The organism is Streptomyces caelestis, from assembly GCF_014205255.1.
Lineage (GTDB): Bacteria > Actinomycetota > Actinomycetes > Streptomycetales > Streptomycetaceae > Streptomyces > Streptomyces caelestis.
On sequence record NZ_JACHNE010000001.1, the window covers coordinates 6,107,494 to 6,121,973 of the forward strand.

Here is a 14,480-nt window from a genome sequence, read left to right on the forward strand (position 1 = left end):
GCCCTCACTTGACGTAGGTGTCCGCCGTGACCAGCTCCCGCTCGCGCGGGTCGTGGGCGGCGTCGGTCACGCCGGCGGCGTCGCCCTGGATCACGCGCTCGTGCAGCATGGGCACGGCCGCGTCGGTGCCGAGTACGGCGGCCTCGGCGGCGATGACCGCCTTGCGCCGGGCGTCGCCGGTCGGCGTCTCACCGGCCTTCTGCAGGGCCTTGTCCACGGCCGGGTCCGCGAGCTGGGCGATGTTGAAGGAGCCGCCGGAGGCGAAGTCGCTGTAGAGGTAGGCGGCCGGGTCGCCGGAGTCGAGGACGGTGGCGCGGGAGAGGATGAACGCGTCGAACCGGCCCGCCAGCGCGTCGGACTCGATGTTGGCGTACTCGCGGACGTCGAGCTTCACCTTGAACCCGGCCTTCTGCAGCTGCTGCTGCAGCGCGGCGGCGACCTCGGGCAGCTCGGCGCGGTCGGTGAAGGTGCCGATGGTGACCGTCTTGCCGGCCGGGTCGCCGGCCTTGGCCCGCTGCACCGGCTTGCGCAGCTCGGCCGCCCAGGGCAGGGCGGGACCGAGCAGGCCCTCGGCGACGTCGGCGCGCCCCTCGTACACGCCCTTCACGATCGACTCCGCGTCGATCGCCTCGCGGGCCGCCGCCCGCACCGCGGCGTCCTTGAAGGCCCCCTTCTCGGTGTTGAGGTACAAGGTGTTGGTGCGCGGCATCGGGACCTCGGTGATCAGGTCCTGGTCGAGGACGGCGGCCTGCGACACCGGCACCGCCTCGACGATGTCGGCCTCGCCGCTGCGCAGGGCCGCGGCGCGGGCGGTGCCGTCCGGCACGAACCGCACGTCGATGCCGGGGGCCTTGGCCTTCTTCCCCCAGTAGCCGTCGTAGCGGTCGAGGGCGGCGGAGGAGGTGCCGTTGACCTTCGTCAGCTCGAAGGGGCCGGTGCCCGCGCCGACGGGGCTGACGGTCTTCCCCTCGTAGGCCTTGGCGGCCAGGATCGACAGCTGCGGGGAGCTGAGCCGCTGCGGGACCAGGGGGTCCTCGGTGGCGGTGGTGACGATGACCTTGTCGCCGTCGGCCTTCGCGGTCAGGTCCACGCCGTCGAGGATGCGGGGCTTGGGCGAGGCGGCGGCGGCCTTGGTGAGGGAGTTGACGACGGTTTCGGCGGTGAGCTTCGTGCCGTCGTGGAAGGTGACGCCGTCGCGCAGGGTGAAGGTCCAGTTCCGGCCGGACTGGGCCCACTCGGTGGCCAGCGCGGGCTCGGCGTCACCGTCCGCGTCCAGCTTCACCAGGGTCTCCGCGGTCGACCAGCGCGACAGCTTGAAGGCGTCGTCCGACAGCGGGGACAGGCCCGAGCGCGGTGGTTGCATCATGGCGAGGCGTATGCGCTTGCCCCCCGCCCCGGAGTCGTCCGTGGCCGACTGCCCACCGGAGAAGCAGCCGGTGAGCAGGGCGGAGGCCGCGGTGACGGCGGCAAGGGGAATGAGTCGAGCGGGGACGCGCACGGGACACCTCGGTCAAGGCCTGGTAAATGGTTGAACGCGCCATGACCGTAGCATGATGACAATCGTTTTCAGAAGTGGCCGATTTTGAAGTGGCCGATTTCAGGGGGCGGGGCGGAAGCACGTCCGCAGCGCCCAGACGGCGAGTCGGCGACCGGTGGCGTTGCCCACCTCGTCGGCCGTGCGGGTGTGGATCCCGCCAGGGACGCGGGCGTCGAGGACGTCCTGCTCGTACTCGTGGGCGTAGCGGTAGTGGTGTGGCCGCTGAGACAGTCGGGATGGACACGGGGTGACGAGCAGCGGCTCCCAGTGGCGGTCCGCCCGGGTCGTCGGGTTGCCGTCGGTGTCCGCCTCCCGGACGGCGGTGACGGGCCGCCAGGTGCCGTAGTGGAGATCGGCGTCCCAGGCGGTGATGACGGCGTCGGCCTGGGCCGTGTTGGCCGCCGCGTACAGCGTGCCGTCTCGGCGATGTCGAATCCGTGCCGGGTGGCGTGGTCGCCAGTCGATGGCACACCACGAGAACCGTGACCAGGCCCGGCGTCCGGCGGCGCGTGGGTCCGTCCTCATCCCGGCCTGCGGGCGACGGACTCACCCGGACGGCCCGATGTCCTGACCGTGTGCGAGCCGGGCCCCCTTCAACGCCATGTGCAGGAGCAGGCGGTCCTCGCCGTCGTCCAGGTCCAGACCGGTGAGCTTCTCGATCCGGGACAGGCGGTAGTACAGGGTCTGGCGGTGGATGCCCAGTTCGGCGGCAGCCCGGGCGGCCTGGCCTGCGCAGTCGAGGTACACCTCGGCGGTACGGGCGAGTTCCTGGTGGACGGGGAAGAGCAGGGCGTGCACCGCGGGGTCGCGGGCCACCTCCGGCGGCAGCGCGGTGAGCAGCCGGAACGGCCCGATCGACGCCCACTGGGCGACGGGCCCCAGCCGGGGCTCGGCCGACGCCGCCCGTGCGGCTGCCGAGGCCTCCCGCCAGGCCGTCCCGAGCTCGGCGAGGCCGGAGCGGGGCGTCGCGATGCCGGCGGCGGGGCTGCCCGCTCCGCGCGGGGGTCTGCCGGCCGGGCCGGACGCGGCGGTGCCGGTCGGCCCGGGGGAAGAAGCCCCCGATTGTCCGGCCCGGGCACCGGCGGTGGCGCTGCGGGGGCCGCCGGCCGGTCCGTGAGGGGGCGGGCCGGCCGCTCCGGGGGCTCCCGCTGCTCCGGCTGCTCCTATCGCTCCGGGTGCTCCGGGTGCTCCGGGTGCTCCGGGCGACGGAGTGCCGGCAGCCGGCCCGCCCGAAGCGCTGCCCTTCGCTCCCCGCGAAGTGCTGCCGGTTGTTCCGCCCGGGGTGCTGCCGGTCGCTGCGCCGGAAGGGTTGCCGGTCGCCCTGCTGGGGGTGGTGCCGGTCGCTGTGCCCGGGGTGCTGCCGGTCGCCCCGCCTGGGGTGTTGCCGACTGCCCCGCCCGAAACGCTGCCGGTCGCCCCCCGCGAGGCCGTGCCGGTCGCGGTCGGCACGGCGGCGGAGCCCGGACCGCTTCCTCCGCCCGCCCGTTCCAGCAGGCGGGCTGCCGCCGTCGTCGCCGGAGTCAGTACGTCCGAGGAGCGCAGGCGGATCAGGACGGCCACACACTGGGAAGAAGCCCCCCACGGCAGCGTGCACAGAGCTGTCGCGCCTGGCATCGTGCGGACCGACGGGGCGTCGTCGGGGTCGGCCGTGGGCCAGGGGGCGACACAGAGCACCGTGTGGAGGCCGTCGGCGCGGGGGCCGAGGGCGGTGCGGAGTTCCGCGATGGCCATGTCGCGCTGCCAGTCGCGGTCGGCCGTGAGGACGGCAAGCAGTTCGCGGCTGAGGTCGGCACCGTGCTGGGCCTCGTCCGCGAGCAGCGCGCCGATCCGGGCCGTGACCTGCATGGCGGCGGACAGCTGGCGTTCGCTCGGGCCGGGATCGTCGTCCAGCAGCCAGACGTAGCCGTGGACCACGCCCCGGTGGCGGACGGGCAGGCAGATCCGGCCCCGGTACACCCCGGCCTCCGGTGTCGGCGGGATACGGACCGGGCCGGTCGCGCGCGTGATGCCGAAGCCCTCGAACCACGCCCGGACGGCCGCCGTCGAGCGGCGCGTGAGGATCGAGCGGGTGCGCACCGGGTCCAGGGCCGACGGATCGAGGTCGCCCTCACTGTCGTACGCGCCGAAGGCGATCAGCTCGAAGTCCCGGTTCTCCAGCGTCGCGGGCGCCCCGAGCAGCTCCGAGATCTCGTCGACCAGCTCCTCGTAGTCACCCCTGTGTTCCGACGTCATCCGGGCATTGTCCCGCACTCCACAGGACCCTTCATACATCTGTCTGAGATCTGCGGCACGGATGCGTGACACCTGTCGATGGCCGACGATCGGAGGGATCCTTAGGTTTCACGGTGGTTCTCCGCGTCGTACCCGAGGCGTCGTCCGCCCCGGTTCCGGCCATCCGTTGGTTGTGCTCTGGAGGTGCCCCGTGCTGGGTCCCGTGATTCTCGCCGCGTCGCGCAGCGACCGGATGCGACGCCTGATCTCGGCGGCCCCGGTGACCAAACAGGTCGTCGACCGGTTCATCGCGGGCGAGGACGTCGACGACGTCGTGCCGGTCGTCCGGAAGCTCACCGGGCGGGGCCTGGAGCTGACGATGGACGTCGTCGGCGAGGACATCACCAACCCCGCCCAGGCCGCCGCCGCACGGGACGCCTACCTGGAGCTGATCGACCGCCTGAAGCCGCTGGAGCTCGGCACCCGCGCCGAGATGTCGGTGAAGCTGTCGATGTTCGGGCAGGCGCTGGACGGCGGCCACGACATGGCCCTCGCCAACGTCCGCCCGGTCGTCGAGGCCGCCGCCGAGATCGGCACGACGGTCACCCTCGACGCCGAGGACCACACCACCCTCGACTCGATGTTCGCCATCCACGAGGAGCTGCGGAAGGACTTCCCGCAGACCGGCTGCGTCATCCAGGCGTACCTCTTCCGCACCGAGGCCGACGCCCGCCGCCTCGCCGCGAACGGCAGCCGCGTCCGCCTGGTCAAGGGGGCGTACAAGGAGCCCGCGTCCGTCGCGTACCAGGACAAGCACGAGATCGACAAGGCGTACGTCCGCGTCCTGAGGACGCTGATGGACGGTGAGGGGTACCCGATGATCGGGTCCCACGACCCGCGCCTGATCGCCATCGCCCAGGAGCTCGGACGGCACGCCGGGCGCAAGCCCGACGAGTACGAGTTCCAGATGCTGTACGGCATCCGCGGCGAGGAGCAGCTGCGGCTGACCGCCGAGGGGTACCGCGTACGGGTGTACACCGCCTACGGCACCGACTGGTACGGCTATTTCATGCGGCGCCTGGCCGAGAAGCCGGCGAACCTGCGCTTCTTCGTGCGCAGCATGATCACCAAGGGCTGAGCCCGGAACACCGCTCACAAAGGAGTTACGGAAAACATGGACGCTGTGACCCAGGTCCCCACCCCCGTCAACGAGCCGGTGCACGGCTACGCCCCCGGCTCGCCCGAGCGGGCCCGGCTGGAGGCCAGGCTGAAGGAGCTGGCCGACAACCCCGTCGACCTGCCCTGCACCATCGGCGGCGAGAAGCGGATGGGCGGCGGTGAGGCCTTCAAGGTCGTCCAGCCGCACAACCACCAGGCCGTGCTCGGCACGTACCGCAACGCCACGCAGCAGGACGCCCAGGACGCCGTCGACGCGGCCCTGGCCGCCGCGCCCGCCTGGCGTGCGATGTCCTTCGACGACCGCGCGGCGATCATCCTGCGCGCCGCCGAGCTGCTGTCCGGCCCCTGGCGCGAGACGCTCGCCGCCTCCACCATGCTCGGCCAGTCCAAGACCGCCCAGCAGGCCGAGATCGACACGCCCTGCGAACTGATCGACTTCTGGCGGTTCAACGTCTCCTACGCCCGCAAGCTCCTGGCCGAGCAGCCGCCGGCCAACTCCCCGGGTGTGTGGAACCGTCTGGACCACCGCCCGCTGGAGGGCTTCGTCTACGCGATCACGCCCTTCAACTTCACCGCGATCGCGGGCAACCTGCCGACCGCCCCGGCCCTCATGGGCAACGTCGTCGTCTGGAAGCCGTCCCCGACGCAGACCCACGCCGCCGTGCTGCTCATGCAGCTCCTGGAGGAGGCGGGCCTGCCCAAGGGCGTCATCAACCTCGTCACCGGCGACGGCATCGAGGTCTCCAAGGTCGCCCTGGTCCACCGCGACCTCGCCGGCATCCACTTCACCGGCTCGACCAAGACCTTCCAGTACCTGTGGAAGACGGTCGGCAACAACATCGAGAAGTACCGCACCTACCCGCGTCTGGTCGGCGAGACCGGCGGCAAGGACTTCCTCGTCGCCCACCCGTCGGCCGACCCGGCGATCCTGAAGACGGCGCTCACCCGAGGTGCCTTCGAGTACCAGGGCCAGAAGTGCAGCGCCACCTCCCGGGCGTACGTCCCCGCCTCGATCTGGAACTCCGGCTTCAAGGAGGAGTGGGCCGCCGAGGTCGACGGCATCAGGATGGGTGACGTCACCGACCTGTCGAACTTCATCGGCGCCGTCATCGACGAGCGTGCCTTCGCCAAGAACAAGGCCGCCATCGACCGGGCCAAGGAGGACCCCTCCTGCACGATCGTCGCGGGCGGCACCTACGACGACTCCGAGGGCTGGTTCGTCCGCCCGACCGTCATCGAGTGCACCGACCCGGAGAACGAGGTCTTCCGCACCGAGTACTTCGGCCCGGTCATCGCCGTGCACGTCTACGAGGACGACGCGTACGACGAGATGCTGACGCAGATGGAGTCCGTCTCCGACTACGCCCTGACCGGCTCGGTGATCGCGAACGACCGCGCGGCGGCGGCCTACACGGCGGACAGGCTCCGCTACGCGGCCGGCAACTTCTACATCAACGACAAGTCGACCGGTGCCGTCGTCGGCCAGCAGCCCTTCGGCGGCGGCCGTGCCTCCGGCACCAACGACAAGGCCGGCGCCCCGCAGAACCTGATGCGCTGGACCCTGACCCGCGCCATCAAGGAGACGCTGGTCCCGCCGACCGACTACACCTACCCGCACATGGGCTGAGCCCTCGCCACGCCGACGGGCCGGGTCGCACGACCCGGCCCGTCGGCGTTTCCCCGTCCGGCACGCCGCTGGTGCTGTGCCGGCGTCTGCGGCACCTCGGCCCCGGACGCCGCCTGCCGGGCGCCGGACGTGCCCGTGCTCATCGTCGACGGTGTCCGGGACATCCGGCCCGCTCACATACTGGGCGGATGACCTCCCGGACGACCACCCGCGCGCGCACCGCCCACACCGCCGACCTCAGCCCCGCCGAACTCGACGCCGTACGGGCCCTGCTGGACGCCGCCTTCGACGGCGACTTCAGTGACGAGGACTGGGACCACGGCCTCGGAGGCTTGCACGCCCTCGTGCACGACGCCTCCGGGCTCGCCGCGCACGGGGCCGTCGTGATGCGCCGGGTGCGGCACCGCGGCCGGTGGCTGCGCGCCGGGTACGTCGAGAACGTCGCCGTACGCGCCGACGCCCGCCGCACCGGCCTCGGCGGGCAGGTCATGGCGGAACTGGAACGCGTCGTCGACCGCGCCTACGACTTCGGCGCTCTCTCCGCCAGCGACGACGGCGCCCGGCTCTACACCTCCCGCGGCTGGCGGCTCTGGCGCGGCCAGGTGCACGCACTCAGCCCGCGGGACGGTGTCGTCCGCCTGCCGGAGGAAGAGGACAGCACCTACGTCCGGCCCGCCCTCGCCGGCCCGCTCGACCCCGCGCAGGAACTGCTCTTCGACTGGCGCGACGGAGATGTGCTCTAGGAATCACCGCAGGTCAGCGCGGTGTGACAGAGTCCACCGTCTCAGATAGTAGGAAGTCCGAGTAATTGTGGAGACAGACGCTCCGGACTCCCTTAGTTTTGTAGGAGCCGAACGTCTCGCTCGACCAAGCGAATGGCGGTCGTGAGCCGGGCCCCGTGCAGGCAACCCCTGCGGCCCCGCTCCCCGCCCCATCCGGCGTCTCGTAACCCTCCCTTTGCACTCCGTGCTGTCGAAGGAGTCGATTTCCCATGGCCGAGACGACCGTCAGCCGCCGAGTCCGTCACGTCTCCCGTACGAGCGAGTCCGACCGCAAGAACGCCGCCGCGGCGCTCCAGCGCGCCCTCGACCGCCGCGACAACGGCGGATCCAGCGGTCACTGAGCGCATCCACCGGCCACCGAGCCGTAACACCCAGATCCGGGAGCCGCACCCGACGAGGCGCGGTGCGGGGCTCACGCCCCGCGCCGCACCTCGAAATGGTCGATCCGCTCACCGCTCGACGCCAGCGCCGACACCTTCAGCCTCGGCGCGGCGCCGCTCACGGCCTCCACCGAGAGGAACGAGAACCCCCGGTAGCGCACCCGCGACCACTGCACCGACTCGGCCCTGGTGTCCCGGGACTTCGTCCACCGGAACGTGTCGACCGACTCCCGGTCGGCGGTGTTCCCCTCGTAGCTCTCCCGCACACCGTCGGGGAAGCCGTACAGCTCCTTGCCGCCGCCGCCCGCCGTGACGTACACGATCCCGTCCCGCCGTGGATCCGTCGTCCCGCCGACCGGCACCGGCCTGCCCACCTCGCCGTTCCGGATGGCGTCGGTGCGCTCGTAGACGTGGTTGTGCCCGTTGATCACCAGGTCCACCTGGTGCCTGGCGAACAGCGGCAGCCACTCGGCGCGCACCCCGCCGTCGGAGGCGTGCGTGGACGTCGAGTAGGCGCAGTGGTGGAAGAAGACGACGATGAAGTCGACCGAGGCGTCCGCCCGTAGTTCGCCGAGCTTCTTGTCCAGCCAGGTGGTCTGCCGCCCCTCCGTGTAGCCGAAGTTGGCGGGGATCTCGTACGACACGTCGTTCGCGTCCAGGGCGACCACGCCGACGTTGCCGTACGTGAAGGCGTACACCCCCGGTGCCGTGCGCGCGTCGAAGCCGCTGTCCGGCAGGGAGAAGCGGGCGAGTTGGCCGCCGTAGCCGTCCGGCGAGTACCAGGCCTCCATGTCGTGGTTGCCGGTCGTCACCATCCACGGCACCGACCTGGCCACCGGCTCGGTCTGCTTCAGGAAACGGTCCCACTGCCCGGCGTCGAAGACGTCCGACTCCTTGCCCTTGCCGGTCGGGTCGGCGTAGCAGATGTCGCCGGCGTGGAGGTGGAACGCGGGGCTCCGGCGCAGCAGCAGACGGTCGTTGAGGGCCGCCTCCTCGCCGACGCCCTGGTCGCCGAACGCGGTGAAGACGAACCGCTCCGGCGCGCTCGCGGGTGCCGTGCGGAAGGACGTGACGGACGACCGGTGCCGCGGGGACGCCGGGTCGAAGCCCTCGTGGCCGACGCCGTAGTAGTACGTCGTGTCCGGGCGCAGGCCGTCCAGGGCCGCGTGCAGGTAGTACTGCTCGACGGCCGGCCGTACGCCCTTCAGCTCCGGGGTGTGCAGGTCGCGCAGCTCCGCCTCGATCCTGCGGCCGAGGTCGTCGGGGCGCAGGCCCACCCGGACGTACGGCCTGCGCACCGCCAGCGGCACCTGCCAGGAGATCCGCATCTGCGTCTTCGGATCGGCGCCGAAGGCGAGATGACGGCCGAAGGGGGTGATGAAGGAGCCAGGCGCCTTCGACGTGCTCGGCGACGGGCTCCTGGTCGCCGTACCGCTGCCCGGTCCGGAGCCGGAACAGCCGGTCAGCAGGCCGCCCGCGACCGCACCCGCCGTCACCAGCGTGCGGCGCCGCGACAGGCGCGTGCGCAGGTACTCGTGCTGTTCCGCCATGCTCATCCGGCGCGCGAGCTCGGGCGGGATGCCGAAGTGGGGGATCTCCATGTCGGGTCAACTTCCCAGCGAACGCCAACGTCCGCCCCACGTCCGGGTGAACGGAAACCGTCGGCCGAGTGCGTCCCCCGGGCGGGTGCCGTTCGCCTGTCCGCATCACGGACACCCTGTGTCATCCCATGGGACGAGGAGTAGGGTGCCCGCATGTCTCGCAGCATCAATCTCGCAGTGATTCCCGGTGACGGCATCGGCCAGGAAGTCGTGGCCGAAGGCCTGAAGGTCCTCTCCGCCGTCCTTCCGCAGGATGTGAAGCTGGAGACCAGGGAGTACGACTTCGGCGCCCAGCGTTACCACGCCACCGGTGAGACCCTCACCGACGCCGACCTCGACGCCCTGAAGAAGCACGACGCCATCCTGCTCGGCGCGATCGGCGACCCGAGCGTGCCGTCCGGCGTCCTGGAGCGCGGCTTCCTGCTGAAGCTGCGCTTCGCCTTCGACCACCACGTCAACCTGCGTCCGTCGAAGCTCCTGCCGGGTGTCGCCACCCCGCTGGCCGGCGAGCCGCAGATCGACTTCGTCGTGGTCCGCGAGGGCACCGAGGGCCCGTACACCGGCAACGGCGGCACGATCCGCAAGGGCACCGAGCACGAGGTCGCCACCGAGGTCTCCGTGAACACGGCCTTCGGTGTCGAGCGCGTGGTCCGTGACGCCTTCGCGCGTGCCCAGGCCCGCCCGCGCAAGAAGCTGGCACTGATCCACAAGAACAACGTGCTGACCTTCGCGGGTCACCTGTGGACCAACATCTTCAACAAGGTGGCCGAGGAGTTCCCCGAGGTCACCACCGAGTACATGCACGTCGACGCGGCCACCATCTACCTGGTGACCCAGCCCGAGCGCTTCGACGTGATCGTCACCGACAACCTCTTCGGCGACATCATCACCGACCTCGCCGCGGCCGTCTCCGGCGGCATCGGCGTGGCGGCCTCCGGCAACATCAACCCGTCCGGAGAGTTCCCCTCGATGTTCGAGCCCGTGCACGGCTCGGCCCCGGACATCGCCGGCCAGGGCAAGGCCGACCCGACCGCCACGGTGCTGTCCGTCGCCCTGCTCCTGCGCCACCTCGGCTACGAGGCCGAGGCCGCCCGTATCGACGAGGCGGTCTCCGCCGACCTGTCGGAGCGCACCGGCAAGCCCGCCCGCTCCACCTCGGAGATCGGCGACGCGCTCGCCGTACGAGTAGCCGGCTGACCCGCCGCTGCTTATCCCAAGCCGCCGGGTCGCATCCGCGCCCGGCGGCTTCCGCATGTTCCCGCCGGGTGTCACCATCGACCACCGGGCCGCATTCACCCCGTTCCGTCCTCCGTCGCCCCCGGGCGATAATCGAACGCGAGGCCGCGCAACGAGGGAATGCTCGGACGTCCTAGCACTGGTCACCATCAGACCTGTACCGAGCGCGGCCCGTCACTACAACCGGTGAAGGACTTCAACGCATGACGACGCCCACGATCGAGCTCAAGCCGTCCGCCAACCCGCTCTCCGCCGCGGAACGGGAGGCGATCCTGGCCGACCCCGGGTTCGGCCGCCACTTCACCGACCACATGGTGACGATCAAGTGGACGGAGGGCCGCGGCTGGCACGACGGCCAGCTCGTGCCGTACGCGCCGATCTCCCTCGACCCCGCCACCACGGTCCTGCACTACGCGCAGGAGATCTTCGAGGGGCTGAAGGCCTACCGCCGCCCCGACGGCTCGGTCGCCACGTTCCGCCCGGAGAAGAACGCCGAGCGCTTCCAGCGTTCCGCGCGGCGGCTGGCGATGCCCGAGCTGCCGGTCGAGACGTTCATCGAGGCATGTGACGCCCTGGTGAGGCAGGACAAGGCGTGGGTGCCGGCGCACGGCGGGGAGGAGTCCCTCTATCTGCGCCCGTTCATGATCGCGACCGAGGTCGGTCTGGGCGTGAAGCCGGCCAACGAGTACCTGTTCCTGGTGATCGCCTCCCCGGCCGGCGCGTACTTCCCGGGCGGCGTCAAGCCGGTCTCCATCTGGGTCTCCGAGGACCGTGTCCGCGCCGTCCCCGGTGGCATGGGCGACGCCAAGACGGGCGGCAACTACGCGGCGTCCCTGCTGGCGCAGGCCGAGGCCGCGACCAAGGGCTGCGACCAGGTCTGCTACCTCGATGCCGTCGAGCACAAGTGGGTCGAGGAGCTGGGCGGCATGAACCTGTACTTCGTGTACGGGAACAAGATCGTCACACCGTCCCTCACCGGCTCCATCCTGGAGGGCGTCACCCGCGACTCCCTGCTCGCCGTCGCCCGTGACCTCGGCTACGAGGCCGAGGAGGGCCGGGTCTCGGCCGACCAGTGGCAGCGGGACTCGGAGAACGGGTCGCTCACGGAGGTGTTCGCCTGCGGTACGGCTGCCGTGATCACGCCGGTCGGTACGGTGAAGCGGGCCGGGGCCGAGTGGAAGCAGAGCGGCGGTGAGCCGGGCGAGGTCACGCTCCGTCTCCGCCAGGCCCTGCTCGACATCCAGCGGGGTACGGCGGAGGACAAGCACGGCTGGATGCACCAGCTGGGATGAGGCAGTACTCGGCGTCGGTGCCGGACTCACCGGGGGCTCCGCCCCCGGACCTCCGGCCTGTGCGGCAGGAAACCGGGCTTGCTGCCTCGCCCCCGGACCCCGTCGTCCCGGCCGCCGGGGCCGACAGCGCATACGCCACCCCTCCCACCGGCCCCGACAGCAGGTAGCTGCACTCCACTGAACACCTGGAGGGCGTCCGCGTCGTAGACCCGGCCGCAGCGGGCGAAGCCGCTGAGGGTGATGAGCGCCCAGGGCGTGCCGATCGCGGTCCGCAGCAGCACGAAGGACGTCATCGACTGCAATTCCCCCGACTCGTAGCTGACCCCGGGCGACACCAACAAGGGCCACCACGCCTTCGTCCGTGACCTGAGGACGGGCGAGCTGCGCCGGATCGACGCCGCCGACCCGGCCGCCTTCACCGCCTCCCCGCAGCTCAGCGCCGACAGCCGGTACCTCGCGTTCGTCTCGGCCGACCCGGGCGACCCGGACCGTACGACGCGCGCGTACGTACGTGACCTGCGCACCGGGCGCACGGTCCTGGCCGGCCCGGACGCCGAGGGCGGCCCGAACGATCAGAGCGTGTCCGCCCCGGGTGCTCGACCGGCACGGCCGCCAGGTCGCCTTCAGCAGGTCCTCGCCCGACCTCGTGCCCGGCGACACGTACGACACCTCGCACGTCCACGTCCGTCACATGAGGTGACCGACCGCATCCTGAGACACCCGTGAGCGAAGCACGGAGGTTGTGCCAGACTGCCCCCGTGCTCTCGTTCGCCATGATTATTGGCAGCAGGCGCGCCGGTCCGCAGTGACCGCCATGTACGACCAGGTACGGGCGGACACCGTCGTCCTCGACCCGCGCGCAGACCTCTCGCACCCGCGAGAGGTTTTTCGCATTTCTGGCCCACCCACAGCCGGAGGCGAGAGCGCGAGGGAGTATGTGAGGGCGGTGGAGCCGGTCATTCCGGTACGACCGAGATCCCATCCTCAGGAGCCTTGACACCATGACCGCACCCAGCGAACTCGACGATTCCTTCCACGTCTTCGACACCACCCTGCGCGACGGCGCCCAGCGGGAGGGCATCAACCTCACCGTCGCGGACAAGCTGGCCATCGCGCGGCACCTGGACGACTTCGGCGTGGGCTTCATCGAGGGCGGCTGGCCGGGCGCGAACCCCCGGGACACCGAGTTCTTCGCCCGTGCCCAGCAGGAGATCGACTTCCGGTACGCCCAGCTGGTCGCGTTCGGCTCCACCCGCCGCGCCGGCACCACCGCCGCAGAGGACCCGCAGGTCAGAGCGCTCCTGGAATCCAGCGCGCCAGTGATCACGCTGGTCGCCAAGTCGCACGACCGCCATGTCGAACTCGCCCTGCGCACGACCCTGGACGAGAACCTGGCGATGGTCCGCGACACGGTGTCGTTCCTGAAGGACCAGGGCCGCCGCGTCTTCGTCGACTGCGAGCACTTCTTCGACGGCTACCGCGCGAACCCCGAGTACGCGAAGTCGGTCGTCCGTGCGGCCTCGCAGGCCGGAGCGGACGTGGTGGTCCTCTGTGACACCAACGGCGGCATGCTCCCGGCGCAGATCCAGGCGGTCGTCGCCACGGTCCTGGCCGACACGGGCGCCCGGCTCGGCATCCACGCCCAGGACGACACGGGCTGCGCGGTGGCCAACACGCTGGCCGCCGTCGACGCGGGCGCGACGCACGTCCAGTGCACCGCCAACGGCTACGGCGAACGCGTCGGCAACGCCAACCTCTTCCCGGTCGTGGCGGCCCTGGAGCTCAAGTACGGCAAGCGGGTCCTGCCCGAGGGGCACCTGCGCGAGATGACCCGCATCTCGCACGCCATCGCCGAGGTCGTCAACCTCACGCCCTCCACGCACCAGCCCTACGTCGGCGTCTCGGCCTTCGCGCACAAGGCCGGCCTGCACGCCTCGGCCATCAAGGTCGACCCGGACCTGTACCAGCACATCGACCCCGAGCAGGTCGGCAACACCATGCGGATGCTGGTCTCCGACATGGCCGGCCGCGCCTCCATCGAGCTCAAGGGCAAGGAACTCGGCATCGACCTCGGCGGCGACCGGGAGCTGGTCGGCCGGGTGGTCGAGCGGGTGAAGGAACGCGAACTCAGGGGCTACACCTACGAGGCGGCGGACGCCAGCTTCGAGATCCTTCTGCGCACCGAGGTCCAGGGCAAGCCGCTGCGCTACTTCGAGATCGAGTCCTGGCGCGCCATCGTCGAGGACCGCCCCGACGGCTCCCACGCCAACGAGGCCACGGTCAAGCTCTGGGCCAAGGGCGAGCGCATCGTCGCCACGGCTGAGGGCAACGGCCCGGTCAACGCGCTGGACCGGGCCCTGCGCGTGGGCCTGGAGAAGATCTACCCCCAGCTCGCCAAACTGGAACTGGTCGACTACAAGGTCCGCATCCTGGAGGGCAAGCACGGCACCAACTCGACGACGCGCGTGCTGATCTCCACGTCCGACGGCACGGGCGAGTGGTCGACGGTGGGCGTCGCCGACAACGTCATCGCCGCGAGCTGGCAGGCCCTGGAGGACGCGTACACGTACGGGCTGCTGCGGGCGGGAGTGACCCCGGCCGAGTAGGCGGGTGGCGACGGCGCTTTCCGCGCCGT

Annotated in this window: 12 protein-coding genes; 7 read left to right on the forward strand and 5 right to left on the reverse strand. The window is 71.2% G+C overall.

Annotated features, from left to right (window positions below):
- Nucleotides 1-4: 4 nt before the first annotated feature.
- From HDA41_RS28130 to HDA41_RS28140, 3 genes are all read right to left on the reverse strand, one after another.
- Nucleotides 5-1,498, reverse strand: coding sequence for an ABC transporter substrate-binding protein (locus HDA41_RS28130; RefSeq protein ID WP_184988534.1), 1,494 nt, complete (start codon nt 1,496-1,498; stop codon nt 5-7).
- A 99-nt stretch (nt 1,499-1,597) separates the two neighbouring features.
- Complete coding sequence (locus tag HDA41_RS28135; RefSeq protein ID WP_184988537.1) at nt 1,598-2,062, reverse strand: phosphatase PAP2 family protein; 465 nt, start codon at nt 2,060-2,062, stop codon at nt 1,598-1,600.
- A gap of 21 nt (nt 2,063-2,083) precedes the next feature.
- Nucleotides 2,084-3,769, reverse strand: coding sequence for a PucR family transcriptional regulator (locus HDA41_RS28140; protein ID WP_230299667.1), 1,686 nt, complete (start codon nt 3,767-3,769; stop codon nt 2,084-2,086).
- A 190-nt stretch (nt 3,770-3,959) separates the two neighbouring features.
- Between HDA41_RS28140 and HDA41_RS28145 the strand changes: the two genes are divergently transcribed.
- From HDA41_RS28145 to HDA41_RS41595, 4 genes are all read left to right on the forward strand, one after another.
- Nucleotides 3,960-4,886: a proline dehydrogenase family protein gene (locus HDA41_RS28145; RefSeq protein ID WP_184988543.1), complete on the forward strand. Its 927-nt coding sequence runs from the start codon at nt 3,960-3,962 to the stop codon at nt 4,884-4,886.
- A 36-nt stretch (nt 4,887-4,922) separates the two neighbouring features.
- Complete coding sequence (pruA, locus tag HDA41_RS28150) at nt 4,923-6,554, forward strand: L-glutamate gamma-semialdehyde dehydrogenase (RefSeq protein ID WP_184988545.1); 1,632 nt, start codon at nt 4,923-4,925, stop codon at nt 6,552-6,554.
- Nucleotides 6,555-6,742: 188 nt separating this feature from the next.
- Nucleotides 6,743-7,297 (forward strand): GNAT family N-acetyltransferase, encoded by a 555-nt coding sequence (locus HDA41_RS28155; RefSeq protein WP_184988548.1) that lies wholly within the window; start codon nt 6,743-6,745, stop codon nt 7,295-7,297.
- 248 nt (nt 7,298-7,545) lie between these two features.
- A complete protein-coding gene (locus tag HDA41_RS41595; protein ID WP_260423365.1) occupies nt 7,546-7,677 on the forward strand; it encodes a hypothetical protein in 132 nt (43 codons plus the stop codon).
- A 71-nt stretch (nt 7,678-7,748) separates the two neighbouring features.
- Here HDA41_RS41595 and HDA41_RS28160 read toward each other — a convergent pair whose 3' ends face one another.
- On the reverse strand, nt 7,749-9,317 hold the full coding sequence (locus HDA41_RS28160; RefSeq protein ID WP_184988551.1) for a purple acid phosphatase family protein: 1,569 nt from the start codon (nt 9,315-9,317) through the stop codon (nt 7,749-7,751).
- Nucleotides 9,318-9,470: 153 nt separating this feature from the next.
- Between HDA41_RS28160 and HDA41_RS28165 the strand changes: the two genes are divergently transcribed.
- Together HDA41_RS28165 and HDA41_RS28170 are read left to right on the forward strand one after the other, a co-directional pair.
- Nucleotides 9,471-10,514 (forward strand): 3-isopropylmalate dehydrogenase, encoded by a 1,044-nt coding sequence (locus HDA41_RS28165; RefSeq protein WP_184988554.1) that lies wholly within the window; start codon nt 9,471-9,473, stop codon nt 10,512-10,514.
- Between the two features lie 242 nt (nt 10,515-10,756).
- Nucleotides 10,757-11,845: a branched-chain amino acid aminotransferase gene (locus tag HDA41_RS28170; RefSeq protein ID WP_184988557.1), complete on the forward strand. Its 1,089-nt coding sequence runs from the start codon at nt 10,757-10,759 to the stop codon at nt 11,843-11,845.
- 26 nt (nt 11,846-11,871) lie between these two features.
- On the opposite strand, the gene HDA41_RS42780 is transcribed toward HDA41_RS28170, so the two are convergent.
- Nucleotides 11,872-12,369, reverse strand: a complete 498-nt coding sequence (locus HDA41_RS42780) for a hypothetical protein (protein WP_376706877.1) — start codon at nt 12,367-12,369, stop codon at nt 11,872-11,874.
- 477 nt (nt 12,370-12,846) lie between these two features.
- Here HDA41_RS42780 and cimA point away from each other — a divergent pair, with 477 nt between their 5' ends.
- Nucleotides 12,847-14,451 (forward strand): citramalate synthase, encoded by a 1,605-nt coding sequence (cimA, locus tag HDA41_RS28180; RefSeq protein WP_184988560.1) that lies wholly within the window; start codon nt 12,847-12,849, stop codon nt 14,449-14,451.
- Nucleotides 14,452-14,480: the final 29 nt, after the last annotated feature.

Excerpts from the sequence above, each read along its gene's own strand:
- HDA41_RS28135 (WP_184988537.1), bottom strand. The coding sequence starts at position 2,062 with ATGAGGACGGACCCACGCGCCGCCGGACGCCGGGCCTGGTCACGGTTC.
- HDA41_RS28140 (WP_230299667.1), bottom strand. The coding sequence starts at position 3,769 with ATGACGTCGGAACACAGGGGTGACTACGAGGAGCTGGTCGACGAGATC.
- pruA (WP_184988545.1), top strand. The coding sequence starts at position 4,923 with ATGGACGCTGTGACCCAGGTCCCCACCCCCGTCAACGAGCCGGTGCAC.
- HDA41_RS28155 (WP_184988548.1), top strand. The coding sequence starts at position 6,743 with ATGACCTCCCGGACGACCACCCGCGCGCGCACCGCCCACACCGCCGAC.
- HDA41_RS41595 (WP_260423365.1), top strand. The coding sequence starts at position 7,546 with ATGGCCGAGACGACCGTCAGCCGCCGAGTCCGTCACGTCTCCCGTACG.
- HDA41_RS28160 (WP_184988551.1), bottom strand. The coding sequence starts at position 9,317 with ATGGAGATCCCCCACTTCGGCATCCCGCCCGAGCTCGCGCGCCGGATG.
- HDA41_RS28165 (WP_184988554.1), top strand. The coding sequence starts at position 9,471 with ATGTCTCGCAGCATCAATCTCGCAGTGATTCCCGGTGACGGCATCGGC.
- HDA41_RS28170 (WP_184988557.1), top strand. The coding sequence starts at position 10,757 with ATGACGACGCCCACGATCGAGCTCAAGCCGTCCGCCAACCCGCTCTCC.
- cimA (WP_184988560.1), top strand. The coding sequence starts at position 12,847 with ATGACCGCACCCAGCGAACTCGACGATTCCTTCCACGTCTTCGACACC.